The sequence below is a fragment of the Pseudomonas sp. SWRI68 genome (assembly GCF_014269165.1).
GTDB lineage: Bacteria > Pseudomonadota > Gammaproteobacteria > Pseudomonadales > Pseudomonadaceae > Aquipseudomonas > Aquipseudomonas capeferrum.
In genome coordinates this window covers 458,635-477,946 of sequence record NZ_JABWRU010000001.1, presented here as the reverse complement: position 1 = coordinate 477,946, position 19,312 = coordinate 458,635, and the positions used below count along the sequence as shown (strand labels likewise).

Here is a 19,312-nt window from a genome sequence, read left to right as displayed (position 1 = left end):
GCGGGCCGTTGTGATGCAAGGCGATGGATCAGCTCAGGGCTGCCAGTACCTTGGCGGTGATGGCGTCGACCGAACCGACACCTTCAATGTGGCTGTACTTCGGCTTGCCAGCATTTGCAGCCGACAGCTTCTGGTAGAACTCGACCAGCGGCTTGGTCTGGGTGTGGTAGACCGACAGGCGATGACGCACGGTTTCTTCCTTGTCGTCGTCGCGCTGGATCAGGTCTTCGCCGGTCTCGTCGTCCTTGCCTGCCACTTTCGGCGGGTTGTACTGAATGTGGTAGGTGCGGCCCGAGGCCAGGTGCACACGGCGACCGGCCATACGGCCAACGATTTCTTCATCGTCAACGGCGATTTCGACCACGGCGTCGATGTCGACACCGGCGGCGACCATGGCTTCGGCTTGCGGAATGGTCCGTGGGAAGCCGTCGAACAGGCAGCCGTTGGCGCAATCCGGCTGGGCGATGCGCTCCTTTACCAGGCTGATGATCAGATCGTCGGAGACCAGCTGGCCGGCATCCATGACTTTCTTCAGTTCCAGGCCCAGCGGGGTACCGGCCTTGACGGCGGCACGCAGCATGTCACCGGTGGAGATCTGTGGAATACCGAACTTCTCGGTGATGAACTTTGCCTGAGTACCTTTACCGGCCCCGGGAGCTCCCAGCAGAATTACGCGCATCTCGTGCTCCTCAAATTTTTTTATGAAATTCAATGGATTCGGCAACCAGGGCCAAGTCCGGAAAATCGGGTATGACCATAAATCGGTCAGAAGGCTGCTCAAGATACACAGCGCCCGGCAGCCAGACAAGCGTCCCAAAGTTGCAGGAATGCGCCACTTGCGACCTGCCCGGCAAGCGGTTGCGCTCGGCGCAACCGCCCTCCCCATTCCTGATGGCCTCCCTCCTCACACCTGCGCCTGGCAAACCAGACGCGGCCTCAGCCGGTGTTGCGCAGGCCCGCGGCGATGCCCGCCACGGTGACCAGCAAGGCCTGCTCCAGCGGGCTGTCCAGAGCGGCTTCGCGCCTGCGCGAACGCGCCAGCAGCTCGGCCTGAAGGCGGTGCAGCGGGTCCAGGTAAGTGTTGCGCAGGCTGATGAATTCCAGGGTTTCGGGGCTGTGCGCCAGTAGCACCGGCTGCCCGGTCAAGCCCAGTACCACCTGGCAGGACTGCGACAATAGGTCGCGCAGGTGCACACCTAAAGGAAGCAGGTCCGGTTGCACCAGACGTTCGTCGTAGGCCTCGGCGATTTGAGCATCGGCCTTGGCCAGCACCATCTCCAGCATGTCGATACGGGTGCGGAAAAACGGCCATTGCTCGCGCATCTGCGCCAACAGTTCGCCCTGGCCGCGTTGCAAGGCATTGTTCAAGGCGGTTTCCCAGCCCAGCCAGGCTGGCAGCATCAGGCGCGTCTGGGTCCAGCCGAAGATCCACGGGATGGCCCGCAGGCTCTCGATGCCGCCGGCGCGGCGCTTGGCCGGGCGGCTGCCCAAAGGCAGGCGCCCCAACTCCTGCTCCGGCGTCGACTGGCGGAAATACTCGACAAAATCGGGGTTGTCGCGCACCACGCTGCGATACGCCTGCACCCCATCAGCAGCCAGTTGGTCCATCACCTCACGCCAGGCAGGCTGCGGCGGGGGTGGCGGTAACAAGGTGGCCTCCAGCACGGCCGCCAGGTACAGGTTGAGGTTTTGTTCGGCAATGCCAGGCAAACCGAACTTGAAGCGGATCATCTCGCCTTGCTCGGTGGTGCGGAACCGCCCAGCCACCGAGCCCGGTGGCTGCGACAGGATCGCCGCGTGCGCCGGGCCGCCGCCACGGCCAACGGTGCCGCCACGGCCGTGGAACAACAGCAACTCGACTTGATGCTCGCGGCAGATGCGCACCAGGTTTTCCTGGGCCCGGTACTGTGCCCAGGCGGCTGCCGTGGTGCCGGCGTCCTTGGCGGAGTCGGAATAGCCGATCATCACTTCCTGCGGGCCGCGCAGGCCGGCGCGATAGCCCGGCAGGCCAAGCAGGCGCTGCATCACCGGGCCGGCGTTGTCCAGGTCGGCCAAGGTCTCGAACAGCGGTACCACACGCATCGGGCGGGTCAGCCCGGCTTCCTTGAGCAGCAGTTGCACCGCCAGCACATCCGACGCGGCACCGGCCATGGAGATGACATAGGAGCCCAACGAAGCGGCCGGCGCCGCCGCAATTTCCCGGCAGGTGGCCAGCACCTCGGCGGTTTCCGCCTGGGGCTGGAAGTGCGCCGGCAGCAGCGGCCGGCGGTTTTTCAGTTCGGCCAGGAGGAACGCGATACGTTGCTCTTCATCCCAGTCGGCGTAGCGCCCCAAGCCCAGGTAATCGGTGATCTCGGTCAGGGCATCGCGGTGCCGGGCAGCGTCCTGGCGCACGTCCAGGCGCCCCAGGTACAGGCCAAAGGTCACGGCACGGCGCAGGCAGTCGAGCAGCGGCCCTTCGGCGATCACGCCCATGCCGCATTCATGCAGCGATTGATAGCACAGCTCCAGCGGCGCGATCAGGTCGCGGTTGTCCACCAGCACTCCGGCACTGGCGGGCTGGCTGCTGGTCAAGGCGGCATGCGCCCAGGCGCGGGTCGCCCGCAGGCGCTCACGCAATTGCTTGAGCACGGCGCGGTAAGGTTCGGCGCTGTCGCCGACCCGCTCACGCAGCGCGCTGCTGGCGTGTTGCATGGACAATTCTGCAGCCAAGGCGTCGATATCGCGCAGGAACAGGTCGGCCGCCATCCAGCGCGCCAGCAACAGCACTTCGCGGGTGACTGCGGCCGTGACATTGGGGTTGCCGTCGCGGTCGCCGCCCATCCAGGAGGCGAAGCGGATCGGTGCGGCCTCCAGCGGCAGGCGCAGCCCGGTGGCATCGTGCAGCGCCTTGTCGACCTTGCGCAGGTGGTTGGGGATGGCCTGCCACAAGGAATGTTCGATCACCGCAAAGCCCCACTTGGCCTCGTCCACCGGGGTGGGCCGGGTACGGCGGATCTCTTCGGTGTGCCAGGCTTCGGCGATCAGCCGGCGCAGGCGCTCGCGCACCTGCTGGCGCTCGCCAGGGGTCAGGTCGCGATGGTCCTGGGCTGCCAACTGAGCGGCGATGGCATCGTACTTCTGGATCAAGGTGCGGCGCGCGACCTCGGTGGGGTGGGCCGTCAGCACCAGCTGGATATCGAGCTTGGCCAACTGCCGGGCCAAGGCGTCGTTGCCATGCCCGGCCTGCTTCAGGCGTGCCAGCAGCTCGGGCAGCACCCGCGCTTCGAATGGCTCTGGCTGGTCGGCATCGCGACGGCGGATCAACTGGTACTGCTCGGCCATGTTGGCCAGGTTGAGAAACTGGTTGAACGCCCGGGCCACTGGCAGCAAGTCTTCATCGGCCAGGTCCGCCAGGGTCGAGCTCAATTGCTCGCCAGCCACCCGGCGGTCGGCCTTGGCGCTGTGACGAATGGCTTCGATCTTCTGCAAAAACGCATCCCCGTGCTGCTGACGAATGGTTTCGCCGAGCAACTCCCCCAACACATGGACATCTTCACGCAAACGCACATCGATATCGGTCATTGGCCCTCTCTGTGGCGCAGCCTTGGCGCACTCGTTCAGGAAACAGCACTGGGCCAAGAGTGCCCACAGCCAAGCGTCGATGGCAAGCGCCCCAGCCAAGCCGCGATCGGCAAAGCAAACTAAAGTGCAAGCAGAGCACTCCGATGCAATGCAGCCTTTCGAGGCGTTGACAGAGGTCATCATGAAAATCCGTGAACTCGCCCAGCACTGGGAACAGAATGCCGCAGGTACCCTGAGCCGTACCGGCCATGTACTGCATCTGGACCTGGAGTCGGAGGCGCGCCTGGCCGCGCTGATCGACATGTACCCCAAACGTACCGCCGAAGAACTGCTCGGCGAATTGGTGGCGGCAGCCCTTGAGGAACTGGAAGCCAGCTTCCCTTATGTACAGGGGCGCCAGGTTATCGCCACCGATGAAGAAGGTGACCCACTGTTCGAAGACATCGGCCCTACCCCGCGTTTTCTGTCGTTGTCTCGCCGTCACCTGCAGGAACTCAGCAGCACTGCTGATGACAGCGAAACATAACCACCCCCCCTGTTTCCGGGCCTGCAAGGCCCGGAATACCGCCCATGGCGCTGAAAGTTCCAGGTAAACCTCACTGACCAATCAGTCAGAAAAAGTTATCCGTGAACGGCACTTTTTTCTGAACTATTCGAAAAACGCCCGAGTCCGAGCAAATAGCCATCACGCTAAAACCCTGCACACTGCCCTCGTGCACCGTTCAGCTGAAGTACACGGCAACTGTCAGGGAATAAGCGATGGACTGCTACGGACATCGTCGTTATCAGGAGTGATCCAATGGAGCTGACCACCATGAAGACCCGCACTTTCAAACCCTCATCCACTCATGTGCGCGGGTTCAAGCTGGCCGCGCTGGCCCTGGGCAGTAGCCTGGTCCTGGCCGGCTGTGCGGGCAACCCGCCCACCGAGCAGTATGCCGTTACCCAGTCCGCCGTGAACTCTGCCGTCAGTGCCGGCGGTACCGAGTTCGCCGCCGTTGAAATGAAAGCGGCCCAGGACAAGTTCAAGCAGGCTGAAATCGCCATGCATGACAAGAACTACGACGACGCCAAGCGTCTGGCCGAACAAGCCGAATGGGACGCCCGCCTCGCCGAACGCAAGGCTCAGGCGGCCAAGGCCCAGAAGGCCGTGCAGGATGCCCGCCAGGGCGTTCAGGACGTACGTGAGGAAGGCCTGCGCAGCGCTCAGTGAGCCCTGCCCGACTTCCCTTAGCCTTCGCACTCGATCAAAGGATGAACACTATGCGCAAACACGTCATGATTCCCGCCCTGCTGGCCCTGAGCGTCGGTCTTGCTGCCTGCTCGCACGACCCGAACGCCAACCTTGAGTCGGCCCGCACCAACTTCTCCGCGCTGCAGAGCGACCCGCAGTCGAGCAAGGTCGCGGCGCTGGAAACCAAGGATGCCCAGGACTGGCTGAACAAAGCCGACAAGGCCTACATGGATCGCGAGGACCAGAAAAAGGTCGACCAACTCGCCTATCTGACCAACCAGCGGGTCGAGGTCGCCAAGCAGACCATCGCCCTGCGCACCGCCGAAGGCGAACTGAAAAACGCCTCCGCCCAACGCGCCCAGGCCAAACTGGATGCCCGCGATGCGCAGATCGCCAAGCTGCAGGACAGCCTCAATGCCAAGCAGACCGACCGCGGTACGCTGGTCACCTTCGGCGACGTGCTGTTCGACTTCAACAAGGCCGTGCTCAAGAGCAACGCCTACCCCAACGTGACCAAACTGGCCCAGTTCCTTCAGGAAAACCCGGAGCGCAAGGTGATCGTAGAGGGCTACACCGACAGCGTCGGTTCGGCCAACTACAACCAGACCCTCTCCGAGCGCCGCGCCGCTGCCGTGCGCATGGCGCTGGTACGTGCAGGCGTAGACCCGGCACGCATCGTCGCTCAGGGCTACGGCAAGGAGTACCCGGTGGCTGACAACGGCAGCAACTCGGGCCGTGCACAGAACCGTCGGGTAGAGGTGACCATCTCCAACGACAACCAGCCGGTGGCACCGCGCTCCGTGAGCCAGGCGCAGTAAGGCTGGCTAGTTGAAAGAAAAAACCCCGCCTTGATGGCGGGGTTTTTCGTTTTTCATTGGTCTGCCCGCGAAAGGTCAGGTGCAGCAACGCAGATTGCAGCTCACTGCACCTGCTGCGGTGTGTCCTCACCCATGCAGCGCACCGCACGCTTGCGGTCGTCGACCAGCACGCCGGTCAGGCCTTTCTGTTGGGTATCGAACAGCACCAGCACACCGTCCACGCACTGGGCCACCTGTGGGGCCGGGTCGAGCGAGACTTTGTAATCCTCGCCTGGCAGGGTCTTGAGCATGGTGAAATCCTGCAGCAACAGGGCGTCTTCAGGCTTGGCGAAATGCAGGTAACCGTAGTACCAGAGGGCCCCCACCGTCACGATGATGCTGCCGACGCCGGTCAGGATCAGCGGGATGGCGTTGCGTTCTTCACTCATTGCTTGTTCTTCTCGTCAGGGTAATTGGGCACTTCGGCAAGCCGCCGTAGGCCGTTGAAATGACTCGGGTCGTCCAGAAAGCGCAGCATTACCTGGCGCCACACCGGGTCAGCGAAGGTCTGCACATGGCCGCCACGGGTCAGTTGCAGTACCCGCGGCGGTGGCGCGTGCTGGTACAGGCGGATGCCGTTGTCCATCGGCACCAGGTGGTCGTCGATACTGTGGAAGAACAGCTTCGGCGGGCCGTCCAGGCGCTCGACCGAACGGATCGCACTGTCACTGTCGGGCACCAGCCACGACAGCGGCACCTGCAACGGCCAGGTCATCCACGACGTACTCAGGGCAAACCGCCCGACCGCACGGTAGCTGGCCGGCACGCCATCGAACACCAGCGCGCTGAAGCGCTGGCGCTGTTCGGGGTGGGCCGCTAGGTAGTGGATGGCCATGGCGCCGCCCAGGCTCTGCCCCAGCAGCACCAGTGGCTTGCCCTTGACCTCGGGCGCCTGGTCCAGCCAGCCCATGGCCGCCGCAATGTCCTGGTAGACCTCCGGCAAACCCGGTTTGCCCTGAGACAGCCCATAACCCCGGTAGTCGACCATCAGTACCTGGTAGCCCTGCTCCGGCAGCCAGTAGCTGCCCCCCAGATGGCCGGCCAGGTTGCCGCCGTTGCCATGCAGGTGCAACACCGTGCCCTTGACCTCGACACCGGCCTTGGCCGGCAGCCACCAGCCATGCAGGCGCAAACCGTCGGCGGTGGTCAGAGTAACGTCACGGTATTCCAGCTTGGCCCGTTCCGGCGTGAACGGTTGGCCCGGCTCGGGGTAGAACAGCAGGCTGCTGCACCCGCTCAGGCCCAGCAGGAGCACACCGAGTACCAGCAGGCGGCAGCGCTCAGAGAATGTTCGCGTAGTCGGCTTCAATGCGATCCAGGCTCAGGTGGTTGAGGAAGTTGGAGAAGCACATCCAGGCCGACAGCGCGTTGAGGTCACGGAACTGTTCGGGCAAGTACTTGGGCGGTTCCACCAGCCCTTCCTCGACCAGTTGGCGCAGGGTGCGCATGTCTTCCAGGGTGGTCTTGCCACAGAACAGCAGCGGGATCTGCTCGAGCTTGCCCTTCTTCACGGCCAACTGAATGTAGTTGTAAACCATGATGAAGCCCTTTAGGTAGGACAAGTCCTTGGTGAATGGCAGCCCATTGGGCACCGAGCCGCGGAACACCCGGCTGGCGTTGCTGTAGCTCTGCGCCATTTCAAAGCCCTGGGCGCGGAAAAACTCGAATACCTGGAGGAAATCGGCGCCTTCCTCGACCATGTGGATGGCGCGCGTGCGGTTGGTGAGCTTGCGCAGGCGGCTGGGGTAAGAGGCGAAGGCAATCACCTCCATGAGAATCGCCAGCCCTTCCTGGGTCACCGTCGACGAGGGTGGCCCTTTGGCCAGGAAGGTGCAGATCGGCTGGTTGAGGCCGTTGAGCGTGGTGCCGACATGCACCAGCCCCTCGTGCACCTCCAGCGCACGCACGTCGCGGCTGTTGAACATGGCGTCGGCGCGCACCTTGATGTAGTCGGCCCCCGCCGCTGCGTCGGCGACGATGCCGTCGGACTCGAACACACGGATAGTTTCTTCGGCCTCGCCGAACACCTTGTTCAGGCGGCGCTGGAGGATGTCCACGGCCTCCTTGGCGGTCAGGTTCTTCGGCTCGTCCTTGAGGTCGCCACGGCCATCGATGTTGTTCAGGTAGTCCGAAAGCATCAGGCCCAGGTCGGCCAGGGTCGGGTCACCGGCATGGAAGGCGTCGGAGGCGGCGCCGTAGAGCTCCTGCGAGATCAGCCCGAAGTCTTCGGTGCCACGCGCCTCGAGCATGCGCACCACCATGCGGTACTCCTTGCACATGCGCCGCATGATCTGCCCGACCGGGTTGAACTGGCCCAGCCGGCGGGTGATGTCGCGCTCGATGCTCTGGAACTCGGCCTTGACCGCACTGGAGTCGAACGACAACGGGCGCGACTGGTAATAGGCGCGGTCTACGGCAGGTGGCTCTTTGCCCTTGGCCTTGAGGAAGCCGTGGCGGATGTTGTCGTCCCACTTCACCGCGTCGAGCACACGAATGGGGGTCTGCGCCGCGACGATGCGGTCGGACAGTGCACGGATGGTCTGTTGGTACTCGTCCACTGAGGACTCCTTGCTAGAGGGCAGTACAGGCAACTACTTGCCGCTGCGCTGGAAGCGCGCCACCTCGACGAACAGGTCGGAGTTGGCCGGGTCGTCCAGATAGGCCAGCACCCGCGCCGATGGGCTGTCGATCAGCACGCCCTCACCATTGTCTTCCGGCACCTCGGTGCTGCGCCCAGTCAGTTCTTTCTTCTCGACAGCCTGCTGCACCTGCTCGACATCGAGGTTGTACACCACCAGTTCCTTGCCATCGATGACTTCGAAACCGCCAATCAGGAAATTACCGCCCAGGCGCTTGGGCACGCCGGCCGAGAGGTACCAGCGATTGCCGTGGCGCGACACGGTGAACACATACGCTTCGGGGGCCTTGCCCTTGGCCGTGGCCACGGCCTTGTAGGCATCGCCGCCACTGCGGCTGATCGCAAGTTTCAGCGGCTCGCCCCAGGCGTCCTTGCTGCTCCATTTGCCGAGCAGAGCCTTGGGCGCGGCCTGGTTGCTCGGCAACGGCTCGTCAAAGGTCACCAGACAACCGCCTAGCAGCAGGAATGACAGAGTCAACAACACCACACGCCAGGCTTTCATCAGGTTCTCCTTGAAAATTCAGGTCTGTGCTCAGGCCAATGCCAACACCAGGTGCAGGTAACGGGTAAGCATAGCGAGCATCTGCCCATCGGCTTGCGCGTTCGCATCCTTGAGCAGGCCCTGATATTCCATCTGCTCGATAATCGCCGTCAACATCTGGGCGTCCTGTTCCGGTTGCCGCGACCCGACCACCTGCAGCAACTGTCGGGTACCGTGCAGAAGGATCTGCTCGTGGGCGCACACCAGTTCGGCCAGACGTGGGCACAGCAGCGCCTCCTGGCGGAACGCCTGCTCGGCCATGAGGAAGTCGCGGCGATTGAGCAACTGGCGGGACACATAGTCAGCGGTCATGCGCGCCACTTCGTCGGCCAGCCGCGCCCTCGCCTGCGGGCTGCCATCACCCTGGGCCAGCATCTGGCGCAGCACTACCTCAGTGTTGGCCCAGAGCTTGGCCATGTAGGCGGCGCTGCGCTCGACGTACTGGGCGAAGGTATCGGTGAGCAGGTCCTCGATGTCCTTGAAGTAATAGGTGGTGGCCGACAATGGCACACCTGCCTCGGCGGCCACCGCGCGGTGGCGCACACCACGTACACCATCGCGCACGACGATGCGCATGGCGGCGTCGAGGATCAGTTGGCGGCGCTGCTCGCTGCCTTGGCGGGCAGTCTTGCGGCCTTGGTATTGCACGCTTTCGGCGACGGCGGTGGCGATGCCGGCGGCGCCTTGCGGGGCGATTACGGGGGACACGGGGTTACCTCACGGACGGTGTGCTGGCTGCGACGGCCCTTGCGCAGGTTTACCCGCGAAAAAGCGCGCACTGACAACATAAAGCTTCAGGCACGAAAAAGCCGCCCCTAGAGGCGGCTTTCTCAGATCACTCAGGCCTGCGGACGCATATGTGGGAACAGGATCACATCGCGAATCGACGGCGAGTTGGTCAGCAGCATCACCAGGCGGTCGATGCCGATGCCTTCACCGGCGGTCGGCGGCATGCCGTACTCCAGGGCACGGACGAAGTCGGCATCGTAGTGCATGGCTTCGTCGTCACCGGCATCTTTCTCGGCCACCTGGGCCAGGAAGCGCTCGGCCTGGTCTTCGGCATCGTTGAGCTCGGAGTAGGCGTTGGCGATCTCGCGGCCACCGATGAACAGCTCGAAGCGGTCGGTCACGGCCGGGTTGTCGTCGTTGCGACGGGCCAGCGGCGAGACTTCGAACGGGTATTCGGTAATGAAGTGCGGCTGCTCCAGTTTGTGCTCGACCAGCTCTTCGAAAATCATCACCTGCAACTTGCCCAGGCCTTCATGGCCGAGCACCTTGGCACCGGCTTTCTTGGCGATGTCACGGGCCTTGTCGACGTCCTGCAGGTCGGCGGCGGTCAGCTCGGGGTTGTACTTGAGGATCGAGTCGAACACCGACAGGCGCACGAACGGCTCGCCAAAGTGGAACACCTTGTCGCCGTACGGTACGTCGGTGCTGCCCAGCACCAGCTGCGCCAGCTCGCGGAACAGTTCCTCGGTGAGGTCCATGTTGTCGTTGTAGTCGGCGTAGGCCTGGTAGAACTCGAGCATGGTGAACTCGGGGTTATGCCGGGTTGAAACGCCTTCGTTACGGAAGTTGCGATTGATCTCGAAGACTTTCTCGAAGCCACCGACCACCAGGCGCTTGAGGTACAGCTCCGGCGCGATGCGCAGGAACATGGCCATGTCCAGGGCGTTGTGGTGGGTTTCGAACGGCTTGGCCGCGGCGCCGCCGGGGATGGTCTGCAACATCGGCGTTTCGACTTCGAGGAAGTCGCGCTCGATCAGGAACTTGCGGATGTGCGAGATCACCTGCGAGCGAACGCGGAAGGTGTGGCGGGTTTCTTCGTTGACCATCAGGTCGACGTAACGCTGACGGTAGCGCTGTTCGGTGTCGGTCAGGCCGTGGTGCTTGTCGGGCAGCGGACGCAGCGACTTGGTCAGCAGGCGCACGTTGGTCATCTCGACGTACAGGTCGCCCTTGCCGGAACGGGCCAGGGTGCCTTCGGCGCTGATGATGTCGCCCAGGTCCCAGGTCTTGACGGCGGCCAGGGTTTCTTCTGGCAGGGTCTTGCGGTTGACGTAGACCTGGATACGGCCGGTCATGTCCTGGATGACCATGAACGAGCCACGGTTGAGCATGATGCGCCCGGCAACCTTGACCGGAATCGCTGCAGCTTCCAGTTCTTCCTTGGTCTTGTCGGCGTACTGCTTCTGCAGGTCGTTGCAGTAGCTGTCGCGACGGAAGTCATTGGGGAAGGCATTGCCCTTGGCGCGCTCTGCGGCAAGTTTTTCCTTGCGCAGGGCGATCAGGGCGTTTTCTTCCTGTTGCAGGTCTTGCGGTGCGCTATTGAGGTCGCTCATGTGGTCACATCTTCCATCAGGGAATTCATTGCCCTCGCCCGCAGGCGAGGGTCTTCTCAGCAGGAGTGAAGCTTACAGGCCCTGTTTCAGGCTGGCTTCGAGGTATTCGTCGATGTCGCCGTCGAGCACCTTGTTGCAGTCGCTGCGCTCAACGTTGGTGCGCAGGTCCTTGATCCGCGACGCGTCGAGCACGTACGAGCGGATCTGGTGGCCCCAACCGATGTCCGACTTGCTGTCTTCCAGGGCTTGGGAAGCGGCGCTGCGCTTCTGCATTTCCAGCTCGTACAACTTGGCCCGCAGCATTTTCATGGCGGTGTCTTTGTTGGCGTGCTGGGAGCGTTCGTTCTGGCAGCTGACCACGGTGTTGGTCGGCACGTGGGTGATACGCACCGCCGAGTCGGTGGTGTTGACGTGCTGGCCACCGGCACCGGAGGAGCGGTAGGTGTCGATGCGCAGGTCGGACGGGTTGATCTCGATCTCGACCTTGTCGTCGATTTCAGGCGATACGAACACGGCCGAAAACGAGGTGTGGCGACGAGCGCCGGAGTCGAACGGGCTCTTGCGCACCAGGCGGTGCACGCCGATTTCGGTACGCAGCCAGCCGAAGGCGTATTCGCCCTTGATGTGCACGGTAGCGCCCTTGATGCCGGCGACTTCACCTTCGGACAGTTCCATGATGGTGGCATCGAAGCCGCGCTTGTCCGCCCAGCGCAGGTACATGCGCAGCAGGATGTTGGCCCAGTCCTGGGCTTCGGTACCGCCGGAACCGGCCTGGATGTCCAGGTAGGCGTTGTTCATGTCCATCTCGCCGCTGAACATGCGGCGGAATTCCAGCTGGGCGAGGGATTCTTCCAGGCGCTGCAGCTCGGCGACCACGTCGTCGACGGCGCCTTCGTCGTTCTCTTCGACGGCCATGTCCAGCAGGTCGCGGCAATCGCTCAGGCCACCGGCGAGTTCATCCAGTGTGCCGACGATGGTTTTCAGCGACGCAAGCTCACGGCCCAGTTCCTGGGCGTACTCAGGCTTGTTCCAGACGCTGGGGTCTTCCAGCTCGCGGTTGACTTCGATCAGGCGGTCATGCTTGTGATCGTAGTCAAAGATACCCCCGAATGGACTGGGAACGCTCGGTGAGGTCCTTGATGGTGTTCAGGATCGGTTGGATTTCCATGGGGGGAGGCTCTCGTGCGAATTCGGTGAAAAGCCTGCGAGTATAACTGACTCAGACGCGGGGCGGCAGACCCGCCGGGCGGTAGGTTTGGGGGATTTACGATGTGTTGGGCTATAGGCTTTCGGCGCCTGGGAGATCGAGCGCCGCGCGGGCGGCGCTCGATCTCGCCCTCAGGCAACCCCCACCTGATTACGCCCGCTGTTCTTGGCCTGGTACAAGCCCTTGTCCGCCGCCGAAATCAGCTGCCGGCAATGCCCGCCAACCGCCGGCGTCTGCGTCGCCAGGCCAATGCTCACGGTCAACCGCGCATCAGCCGCTGGCGCCGTATGGGCAATACCCAACCCCACCACGGTCTGGCGCAATTTCTCGGCAATCAGCCGCGCGCCCCCCGGGGATGTATTGGGCAGCACCAGGGCAAACTCCTCGCCCCCATAGCGCGCCGGCAGATCGGTCGGCCGCGAACACGAGCCGCGAATCGCTTCGGCCACCTGGCGCAACGCCTCGTCACCGGCCAGGTGACCGAAGTTATCGTTGTAGGCCTTGAAGTAGTCGACGTCGATCATCAGCAACGACAACTGCTGCTGCTCGCGCATGGCCCGGCGCCATTCCAGCTCCAGGTACTCGTCGAAATGGCGCCGGTTGGAAAGCCCGGTCAGGCCATCGGAATTCATCAGCCGCTGCAGCATCAGGTTGGAATCGAGCAACTGTTGCTGGCTCACACGCAGGGCGCGGTAGGCTTCGTCACGCTGGAGCAAGGTCAGGTAGGAGCGTGAGTGGTAGCGAATACGCGCCACCAGCTCGATGTTGTCTGGCAACTTGACCAGGTAGTCGTTGGCCCCCGCAGCAAACGCCGCGCTCTTGACCAGCGGGTCTTCCTTGGTCGACAGCACGATGATCGGGATATCCTGGGTAACCGGGTTGTTGCGGTACTCGCGCACCAGGGTCAGCCCATCCAGGCCCGGCATGATCAGGTCCTGCAGGATGACCGTCGGCTTGATGCGCATGGCCTGTGCCACGGCCTGGTGCGGGTCGGCGCAGAAGTGGAAGTCGATGTTGTCTTCGTGGGCCAGGCCACGACGCACCGCTTCGCCGATCATCGCCTGATCGTCGACCAACAGGACCATCGCCGAATTTTCGTTGGCGGTCGCGAAACCTTCGATCGGTAGATCATTCATCCCTATTCACCTGATCACTGCCGGCCAGGCGGCGTGATTCAATACATATCGTCATTTTGCAAAGAATTCCATCAAGCGCCCGGCTATTCGCTCCAGCGGGCGGATTTCCACCGCCGCGTCGATCGCTGCGGCGGCCTTGGGCATGCCGTACACGGCACTGCTGGCCTGGTCCTGGGCGATGGTCAGGAAACCTTGCTGGCGCATCAGTTTCAGGCCCTGGGCACCATCGCGGCCCATGCCCGTGAGTAGCACACCTACGGCATCGCCGCTCCAGTAGCGCGCCACACTCTCGAAGAACACATCGATCGAGGGCCGGTAGATTTCGTTGACCGGTTCGGCAGTGTAGGCCAGCTGGCCGTTTTTCAGCAGGCGGATATGGTGGTTGGTGCCCGCCAGCAACACCTGCCCCGGTTGCGGCGGCTCGCCCTCGCAGGCCAGGCGCACCGGCAGGCCTGCTGCGCTGCTGAGCCATTCGGCCATGCCGGCGGCAAACACCTGGTCGACATGCTGGACCAGCACGATGGCCGCCGGAAATGCAGGGGGCAAGCCCTTGAGCAGCACCTCCAGGGCAGCCGGGCCGCCCGCCGACGAGCCAATGGCTACCAGCCCCCGGCGCTGTGATGCTTCGCGCAAGGGCGTGGCAACCGGGCGCGCGGCCGGGCTGCGCTGCTGGCCGATCAGCCAACTGATGTTGAGGATCTTGCGCAGCAACGGCGCCGCCGCCTCTCGGGCATCGCCCGCCCCCAGGGCCGGGGTATCGACCACATCCAGGGCGCCATGGCCCATGGCCTCGAATACCCGGTGCACGTTCTGTTTGCGGTCGACCGTGACGATCACGATGGCACAGGGGGTTTCGCCCATGATCCGCCGCGTCGCCTCCACCCCATCCATCACCGGCATGATCAGGTCCATGAGGATCAGGTCAGGCAACTGCTCGGCGCAGCGCTGCACCGCCTCGGCGCCGTTGCCCGCCACCCAGATCACCTGGTGCGCAGGCTCGAAGGCCAGCGCCCGGCGTAACGCCTCGACCGCCATGGGCATGTCATTGACGATGGCGATCTTCACCCCTGGGCACCTCCGATCAACTCCACCACAGCATCCAGCAACGCATCGTCGTGGAAACTGGCCTTTGCCAAATAGTAGTCGGCGCCAGCATCCAGGCCTCGCCGTCGGTCTTCCTCACGGTCCTTGTACGACACCACCATCACCGGCAGCGATTGCAAGCGCTGGTCCCGGCGCACCAGGGTGACCAGCTCGATGCCATCCATGCGCGGCATGTCGATATCGGTGATCAACAAGTCGAAGTCGTCGCCGCGCAACGCGTTCCAGCCGTCCATGCCATCTACCGCCACCGCCACGTCGTAACCGCGGTTGCCCAGCAGCTTGCGCTGCAGCTCGCGCACGGTGAGCGAGTCGTCGACCACCAGAATGCGCTTGCGCGCTGCGCCACGGGCGCCACTGCTGCCCCGCTCGATGCGCTCCAGGCTGCCGGTACTGAGCAGTTTTTCCACCGAGCGCAGCAAGTCTTCGACGTCGATGATCAACACCACCGAGCCGTCGTCGAGCAAGGCACCGGAGGAGATGTCCTGGACCTTGCCCAGGCGCGGGTCGAGGGGCATCACCACCAGCACCCGCTCGCCGATCAAGCGTTCTACGGCAACCCCGTAGAGTTGCTCGCGCTCGCGGATCACCACCACCCGCAGGCTGCGCTCATCGTCCTGCCCTGCCGGGCGGTTGAGCAACTGGCTTGCCGCCACCAGGCCGATGTGTCGCCCTTCGTGCCAGAAGTGCTGGCGCCCTTCGATCTGCACGATCTGTTCGGCGGTCACCTCCAAGGTGCGTTCGATATGCGCAAGCGGGAAGGCATACGCTTCGCCGCCCACCTCCACCACCAGGCTGCGCACCACCGACAGGGTCAGCGGCACCTGCAGGTGGAAGCGGCAGCCCTGCCCCGCCAATTGCGTCAACTCGATCGAGCCGCGCAGCTCGCGGATCATGTGCTGCACGGCATCCAGGCCAACCCCGCGCCCCGACACCTCGGTCACGGTGTCGCGCAGGCTGAAACCGGGCAGGAACAGGAACGTCATCAGCTCCGCCTCGCTCATCCGGGCCACCGTGTCGGCCGGCGACATGGCACGCTCGACGATAGCGCTGCGCAGGCGCTCAAGGTCGATACCGGCGCCATCGTCGATCAGCTCTAGGCTGAGCATGCCGGCCTGGTGCGAGGCGCGCAGGCGAATCACGCCCTCCTGCGCCTTGCCTGCCAGCAGGCGCCGCTCGGGCAGTTCGATGCCGTGGTCGACCGCATTGCGCAGCAGGTGGGTCAGCGGTGCTTCGAGTTTTTCCAGCACATCGCGGTCGACCTGGGTCTTTTCGCCTTCGATGACCAGGCGCACCGGCTTGCCCAGGGAGCGCCCAAGGTCACGGACCATGCGGCTCTGCCCGGCCAGTACGTCAGCGAAAGGCCGCATCCGGCAGGCCAGGGCGGTGTCATAGAGCAATTGTGCGCGCTGGCTGGCCTGCCAGCCGAATTCGTCAAGGTCGGCGGCCTGCTGCTGCAAAATCTGCTGGGTTTCGGCCAACAGGCGCTGGGTCTGGGCCAGGGCTTCGAGCACTTCGCTGCTCTGGCCACTGTCTTCCAGTTGCATGCGCAAGCCATCGAGGGCCTGCATGCCTTGGCCATGCATGCGCTTGAGGCGCTGCAAGGTGGCCAGGTAAGGCTTGAGCCGCTGGGTTTCCACCAGCGACTTGCTGGACAGGTCGAGCAGGCTGTTGAGGCGGTCGGCGGTGACCCGCAGCACCCGCTCTGCGCCTTCGCCAGCGCGTTTGCCAGCCTTGCGCCGGGGCACGGGTTCAAGCTCGAACTCCGCCTCTATGGGCTCCGCCAAGGGCTCGATGGGCGTTGCTCGTACAGACACTGTCGGCAGGGCCGCTGGCCTATGCGCTGGCGCGGCGCCTGGGTCCAGCAAGCTGGCCATCTGTGCGAGAAACACCGGCAGCGTCGCTTGCGCGGCGGTGTCGCCTGGCGTGGCGATGCGCATCAACAGGTCGGTACCCTGCAGCAGCGCATCGATATGCTCGGCACCCAGCCGCAAGCGGCCTTCCTGGGCAGCCACCAGGCAATCTTCCATTACATGGGCAACGCTGACGCCAGCGTCTACCCCGACAATGCGCGCGGCCCCCTTCAGGGAGTGGGCCGCGCGCATGCAGGCTTCCAACTGGTCGGCCTGGGTGGGGTTGCGCTCCAGGGCCATCAGGCCGGCGCTGAGTACCTGGGTCTGCGCCTCGGCCTCCAGGCTGAACAGCTCGAGCAACGATGCATCGCGCATTTGCTCTGGGGTCATGACAGGCTCCGCTGCACGGCAGACAGTAATTGTTGATCGTCCAGCACGCGCACGCTGCGGCCACGCCACTGCAGCACCGCTGCGGTGAAGCGCGTGGTGTCCTGGCCGCTGTCCAGCAACGCCGGGTCAAGCCGATGAATGCCGTCGATCTCTTCGACTGCCATCACCACCGGCCCACCTTCGGCGGCCAGGATCAGCATGCGCGGCATCTCGCGGCCGCTGCGCTGTTGCCCGGCAGTCGGTTGCACCCCCAGCAGGTCAGCCAACGAAAGGCACGGCACCAACGCGCCCCGCACGTTGGCGACGCCTTGCAATACCCGCGAACGCTGGTGCGGTAGCGAGTGCACCGCCTGCAAGGGCGCGATCTCTGCCAGGCAGGCGGTCGCCAGGGCCAGCCATTCTTCGCCGAGCCTGAACAACAGCAGGGAGTGGCCGACAGATTGCTCGGCGGCTTGCGCCGCAACGGCCTGGTCATCCTGCAGCAGGGCGTAACGGTCGAGCAGGCGCGTGGCGGCAGCGGCATAGACGTCGCAGTTGCGGCAATGGATGTGCTGCTCCAGCAGCGGGCACTGTTTGTCACCGTGCACGCCGATGCGGTTCCAGCAGTCGTCGATGCGCTCGTCGGCCTGGGCAAGCAGTTGCATCGCGGATTCCCCCCTCATCGTTCAGACTCCCGACCGACCCGTGCGGCACGCGCCTGCAAACGCTGCGCGCCGGCCAGGTCGCCTTGGGCCGCGAGCAACGCCGCCAGGTGTACCAGGGCTTCGGGGTGCTGCGGTTCGAGGTACAGGGCCTTGCGATAATGGGTAAGCGCCTGGCCGGCATCGCCTTCGGTATCGCTGAGCAACCCCAGCCAGTAGTAAACCTGCGCGGTCGGCGCGAACTGGCTCAAGTAACGCTGGCAAGCGGCGCGCGCCTGCGCGCTGGCACCGGCGTTGGCATGCCGGGCAATGCTGGCCAGCAGTTCGGCCTCGCTCTCGCCCATGCTGTCGTGCGGCAGCGGCGCCTTGGCAGCGGCCACAAGGGGCCGCAACGGCCGCGTCAGTGACGGGGTGGGCGGCGGGTACACGGGCATGGCCAAAGGCGGCAGCGTGCGCCTGGCGGGTGGCGCGCTCGGCGTGGCGACCGGCGCGCTGTCGCCCTCCTGGCGCACGTAGGCGAACGACTGCGCAATGCCCAACGGGCGCATCCCCAGCCGCGCCAGCAAGCTGCCTTCGGCAGGCCCGATGAACAGCACGCCCTGCGCGTGAGTCAGGCGCTTGAGCACCTCGAACACCCGCTGCTGCGTGGGCACGTCGAAATAGATCAACAGGTTGCGGCAGAACACGAAATCGTACAGGCCATCGCGGCTGGCCAGTGCCGGATCCAGCACATTGCCTACCTGCAGGCTGACCTGCTGGCGCACCCGGCCTTGCAAGCGGTGGCCGTCATCGAGCGCATCGAAAAAGCGCTCGCGAAAACCCAGGTCGCTGCCGCGAAAGGCATTGCGCCCATAAACCGCCTGTTCGCCCTTGGCCACCGAAATGGGGCTGATATCGATGCCGTCGATCATGAACGAGCCAGGGCTCATGCCGCCATCCAGCAGCGCCATGGCCAGTGAATAGGGTTCTTCGCCGGTCGAGCACGGCAGACTGAGCAGCCGCACCGGGCGTGCGCCGGCCAGCTGGGCCAGGCGTTTATGGGCAAGCCCGACCAGGGCCGTGAACGATTCGGGGTATCGGAAGAACCAGGTCTCGGGGACGATGACCGCCTCGATCAATGCCTGTTGCTCGTCCGCCGATTGCTGCAGGCGCAGCCAGTAATCGTCCAGGTCTGCCGCGTTCACGGCAACGCAGCGCTGGCGCAAGGCGCGCTCGACCATGGACGCCCCCACCGACTCCACATCCAGGCCGATGCGCTCGCGCAGGTAGCGGAAGAAACGCTGTTCAGTCATGTCGGCACTCCTTGCCCTGGTGCACCGCTGTGATCGGCAAACACCAGCTCGCGCACGGCGTCCGTCAGCAGGTCATCGACTTCGATGAGTTGCAACAGGCCCAGGTGGTCCTGGCGCACCGGGCCCAGGTAGGGAGCGTCGGCATTGTCCAGGCCATACGGCTGGAATTCTTCGCGGCGGCAGCGCAAGGTTTCGGTCGCCTGCTCAAGGATCAGCCCGAGTTGCAGGTTGCCCCGGTAACGCACCAGCACCAGACGCGTGCTGGTACGTTGCGCTGCTGCCTGGCCAAAGCTCAGCGCCGACAGGTCGACCACCGGCACCAGCGCGCCGCGGTGCGCGAGAATACCTGCGACCCACGCCGGCGCCTGGGCGATCGGCTTCAGCGGCCGACGCGGCAGCACCTCGACCACCTCGTGCACGTCCAGGGCAAAGCGCTGATCAGCGATACGAAACAGCAGGTACAACGTGCCCTTGGCGTCGCTCGCCCGAGCAGCGTGGGGTTGCAAGTCGTTCATC

General features: G+C 64.3%; 18 protein-coding genes. 3 read left to right on the top strand and 15 right to left on the bottom strand.

Features of this window, described 5'->3' with window-relative positions; translation table 11 throughout:
- Positions 1-28: 28 nt before the first annotated feature.
- Together adk and ppc are read right to left on the bottom strand one after the other, a co-directional pair.
- Positions 29-679: an adenylate kinase gene (gene adk, locus HU770_RS02125; protein WP_186654400.1), complete on the bottom strand. Its 651-nt coding sequence runs from the start codon at positions 677-679 to the stop codon at positions 29-31.
- Between the two features lie 257 nt (positions 680-936).
- Complete coding sequence (gene ppc, locus HU770_RS02120) at positions 937-3,564, bottom strand: phosphoenolpyruvate carboxylase (protein ID WP_186662963.1); 2,628 nt, start codon at positions 3,562-3,564, stop codon at positions 937-939.
- Positions 3,565-3,745: 181 nt separating this feature from the next.
- Here ppc and HU770_RS02115 point away from each other — a divergent pair, with 181 nt between their 5' ends.
- The 3 genes from HU770_RS02115 (at position 3,746) to HU770_RS02105 (ending at position 5,616) form a co-directional block, all read left to right on the top strand.
- The gene (locus tag HU770_RS02115) at positions 3,746-4,090 is read left to right on the top strand and encodes a pilin assembly protein (RefSeq protein ID WP_186654394.1); all 345 of its coding nucleotides are present in this window, start codon (positions 3,746-3,748) and stop codon (positions 4,088-4,090) included.
- A 273-nt stretch (positions 4,091-4,363) separates the two neighbouring features.
- Entirely contained in the window at positions 4,364-4,777 is a 414-nt protein-coding gene (locus HU770_RS02110; protein WP_186654392.1) for a DUF4398 domain-containing protein, read from the top strand.
- A 50-nt stretch (positions 4,778-4,827) separates the two neighbouring features.
- Positions 4,828-5,616: an OmpA family protein gene (locus tag HU770_RS02105; RefSeq protein WP_033700919.1), complete on the top strand. Its 789-nt coding sequence runs from the start codon at positions 4,828-4,830 to the stop codon at positions 5,614-5,616.
- A gap of 101 nt (positions 5,617-5,717) precedes the next feature.
- On the opposite strand, the gene HU770_RS02100 is transcribed toward HU770_RS02105, so the two are convergent.
- The 13 genes from HU770_RS02100 to HU770_RS02040 all read right to left on the bottom strand — a co-directional run bounded on the left by HU770_RS02100 (position 5,718) and on the right by HU770_RS02040 (position 19,311).
- Positions 5,718-6,044, bottom strand: coding sequence for a hypothetical protein (locus HU770_RS02100; protein ID WP_033700920.1), 327 nt, complete (start codon positions 6,042-6,044; stop codon positions 5,718-5,720).
- Positions 6,041-6,964, bottom strand: coding sequence for an alpha/beta hydrolase (locus HU770_RS02095; RefSeq protein ID WP_047581562.1), 924 nt, complete (start codon positions 6,962-6,964; stop codon positions 6,041-6,043). The genes HU770_RS02100 and HU770_RS02095 overlap by 4 nt, the downstream gene beginning before the upstream one ends.
- Entirely contained in the window at positions 6,936-8,213 is a 1,278-nt protein-coding gene (locus HU770_RS02090; protein ID WP_033700922.1) for a flavohemoglobin expression-modulating QEGLA motif protein, read from the bottom strand. The genes HU770_RS02095 and HU770_RS02090 overlap by 29 nt, the downstream gene beginning before the upstream one ends.
- Before the next feature lie 33 nt (positions 8,214-8,246).
- On the bottom strand, positions 8,247-8,795 hold the full coding sequence (locus tag HU770_RS02085) for a hypothetical protein (RefSeq protein WP_186654390.1): 549 nt from the start codon (positions 8,793-8,795) through the stop codon (positions 8,247-8,249).
- Between the two features lie 30 nt (positions 8,796-8,825).
- Positions 8,826-9,530 (bottom strand): TetR family transcriptional regulator, encoded by a 705-nt coding sequence (locus tag HU770_RS02080; protein WP_186654680.1) that lies wholly within the window; start codon positions 9,528-9,530, stop codon positions 8,826-8,828.
- Positions 9,531-9,673: 143 nt separating this feature from the next.
- Positions 9,674-11,176 (bottom strand): lysine--tRNA ligase, encoded by a 1,503-nt coding sequence (gene lysS / locus HU770_RS02075; RefSeq protein ID WP_033700926.1) that lies wholly within the window; start codon positions 11,174-11,176, stop codon positions 9,674-9,676.
- Between the two features lie 72 nt (positions 11,177-11,248).
- A protein-coding gene (gene prfB / locus HU770_RS02070; RefSeq protein ID WP_143500723.1) for a peptide chain release factor 2 occupies positions 11,249-12,344 on the bottom strand; the annotation gives its coding sequence in 2 pieces (ribosomal slippage) (positions 11,249-12,271 and positions 12,273-12,344; 1,095 coding nt in all).
- A 170-nt stretch (positions 12,345-12,514) separates the two neighbouring features.
- Entirely contained in the window at positions 12,515-13,519 is a 1,005-nt protein-coding gene (gene wspR / locus HU770_RS02065) for a Wsp signal transduction system regulator diguanylate cyclase WspR (RefSeq protein ID WP_186654387.1), read from the bottom strand.
- 51 nt (positions 13,520-13,570) lie between these two features.
- Complete coding sequence (wspF, locus tag HU770_RS02060) at positions 13,571-14,584, bottom strand: Wsp signal transduction system protein-glutamate methylesterase WspF (RefSeq protein WP_186654384.1); 1,014 nt, start codon at positions 14,582-14,584, stop codon at positions 13,571-13,573.
- Positions 14,581-16,863: a hybrid sensor histidine kinase/response regulator gene (locus HU770_RS02055; protein ID WP_186662962.1), complete on the bottom strand. Its 2,283-nt coding sequence runs from the start codon at positions 16,861-16,863 to the stop codon at positions 14,581-14,583. Before HU770_RS02055 ends, wspF begins: the two co-directional genes overlap by 4 nt.
- On the bottom strand, positions 16,860-17,525 hold the full coding sequence (locus HU770_RS02050; RefSeq protein WP_186662961.1) for a chemotaxis protein CheW: 666 nt from the start codon (positions 17,523-17,525) through the stop codon (positions 16,860-16,862). Before HU770_RS02050 ends, HU770_RS02055 begins: the two co-directional genes overlap by 4 nt.
- The gene (locus tag HU770_RS02045) at positions 17,522-18,796 is read right to left on the bottom strand and encodes a CheR family methyltransferase (protein ID WP_186654377.1); all 1,275 of its coding nucleotides are present in this window, start codon (positions 18,794-18,796) and stop codon (positions 17,522-17,524) included. The genes HU770_RS02050 and HU770_RS02045 overlap by 4 nt, the downstream gene beginning before the upstream one ends.
- The gene (locus HU770_RS02040; protein ID WP_047581546.1) at positions 18,793-19,311 is read right to left on the bottom strand and encodes a chemotaxis protein CheW; all 519 of its coding nucleotides are present in this window, start codon (positions 19,309-19,311) and stop codon (positions 18,793-18,795) included. The genes HU770_RS02045 and HU770_RS02040 overlap by 4 nt, the downstream gene beginning before the upstream one ends.
- Position 19,312 lies beyond the last annotated feature (1 nt).

What these genes read in the sequence shown, in the direction of transcription:
- adk (WP_186654400.1), bottom strand. Translation starts at nt 679, where the DNA reads ATGCGCGTAATTCTGCTGGGAGCTCCCGGGGCCGGTAAAGGTACTCAG.
- ppc (WP_186662963.1), bottom strand. Translation starts at nt 3,564, where the DNA reads ATGACCGATATCGATGTGCGTTTGCGTGAAGATGTCCATGTGTTGGGG.
- HU770_RS02115 (WP_186654394.1), top strand. Translation starts at nt 3,746, where the DNA reads ATGAAAATCCGTGAACTCGCCCAGCACTGGGAACAGAATGCCGCAGGT.
- HU770_RS02110 (WP_186654392.1), top strand. Translation starts at nt 4,364, where the DNA reads ATGGAGCTGACCACCATGAAGACCCGCACTTTCAAACCCTCATCCACT.
- HU770_RS02105 (WP_033700919.1), top strand. Translation starts at nt 4,828, where the DNA reads ATGCGCAAACACGTCATGATTCCCGCCCTGCTGGCCCTGAGCGTCGGT.
- HU770_RS02100 (WP_033700920.1), bottom strand. Translation starts at nt 6,044, where the DNA reads ATGAGTGAAGAACGCAACGCCATCCCGCTGATCCTGACCGGCGTCGGC.
- HU770_RS02085 (WP_186654390.1), bottom strand. Translation starts at nt 8,795, where the DNA reads ATGAAAGCCTGGCGTGTGGTGTTGTTGACTCTGTCATTCCTGCTGCTA.
- lysS (WP_033700926.1), bottom strand. Translation starts at nt 11,176, where the DNA reads ATGAGCGACCTCAATAGCGCACCGCAAGACCTGCAACAGGAAGAAAAC.
- wspR (WP_186654387.1), bottom strand. Translation starts at nt 13,519, where the DNA reads ATGAATGATCTACCGATCGAAGGTTTCGCGACCGCCAACGAAAATTCG.
- HU770_RS02055 (WP_186662962.1), bottom strand. Translation starts at nt 16,863, where the DNA reads ATGACCCCAGAGCAAATGCGCGATGCATCGTTGCTCGAGCTGTTCAGC.
- HU770_RS02050 (WP_186662961.1), bottom strand. Translation starts at nt 17,525, where the DNA reads ATGAGGGGGGAATCCGCGATGCAACTGCTTGCCCAGGCCGACGAGCGC.
- HU770_RS02045 (WP_186654377.1), bottom strand. Translation starts at nt 18,796, where the DNA reads ATGACTGAACAGCGTTTCTTCCGCTACCTGCGCGAGCGCATCGGCCTG.
- HU770_RS02040 (WP_047581546.1), bottom strand. Translation starts at nt 19,311, where the DNA reads ATGAACGACTTGCAACCCCACGCTGCTCGGGCGAGCGACGCCAAGGGC.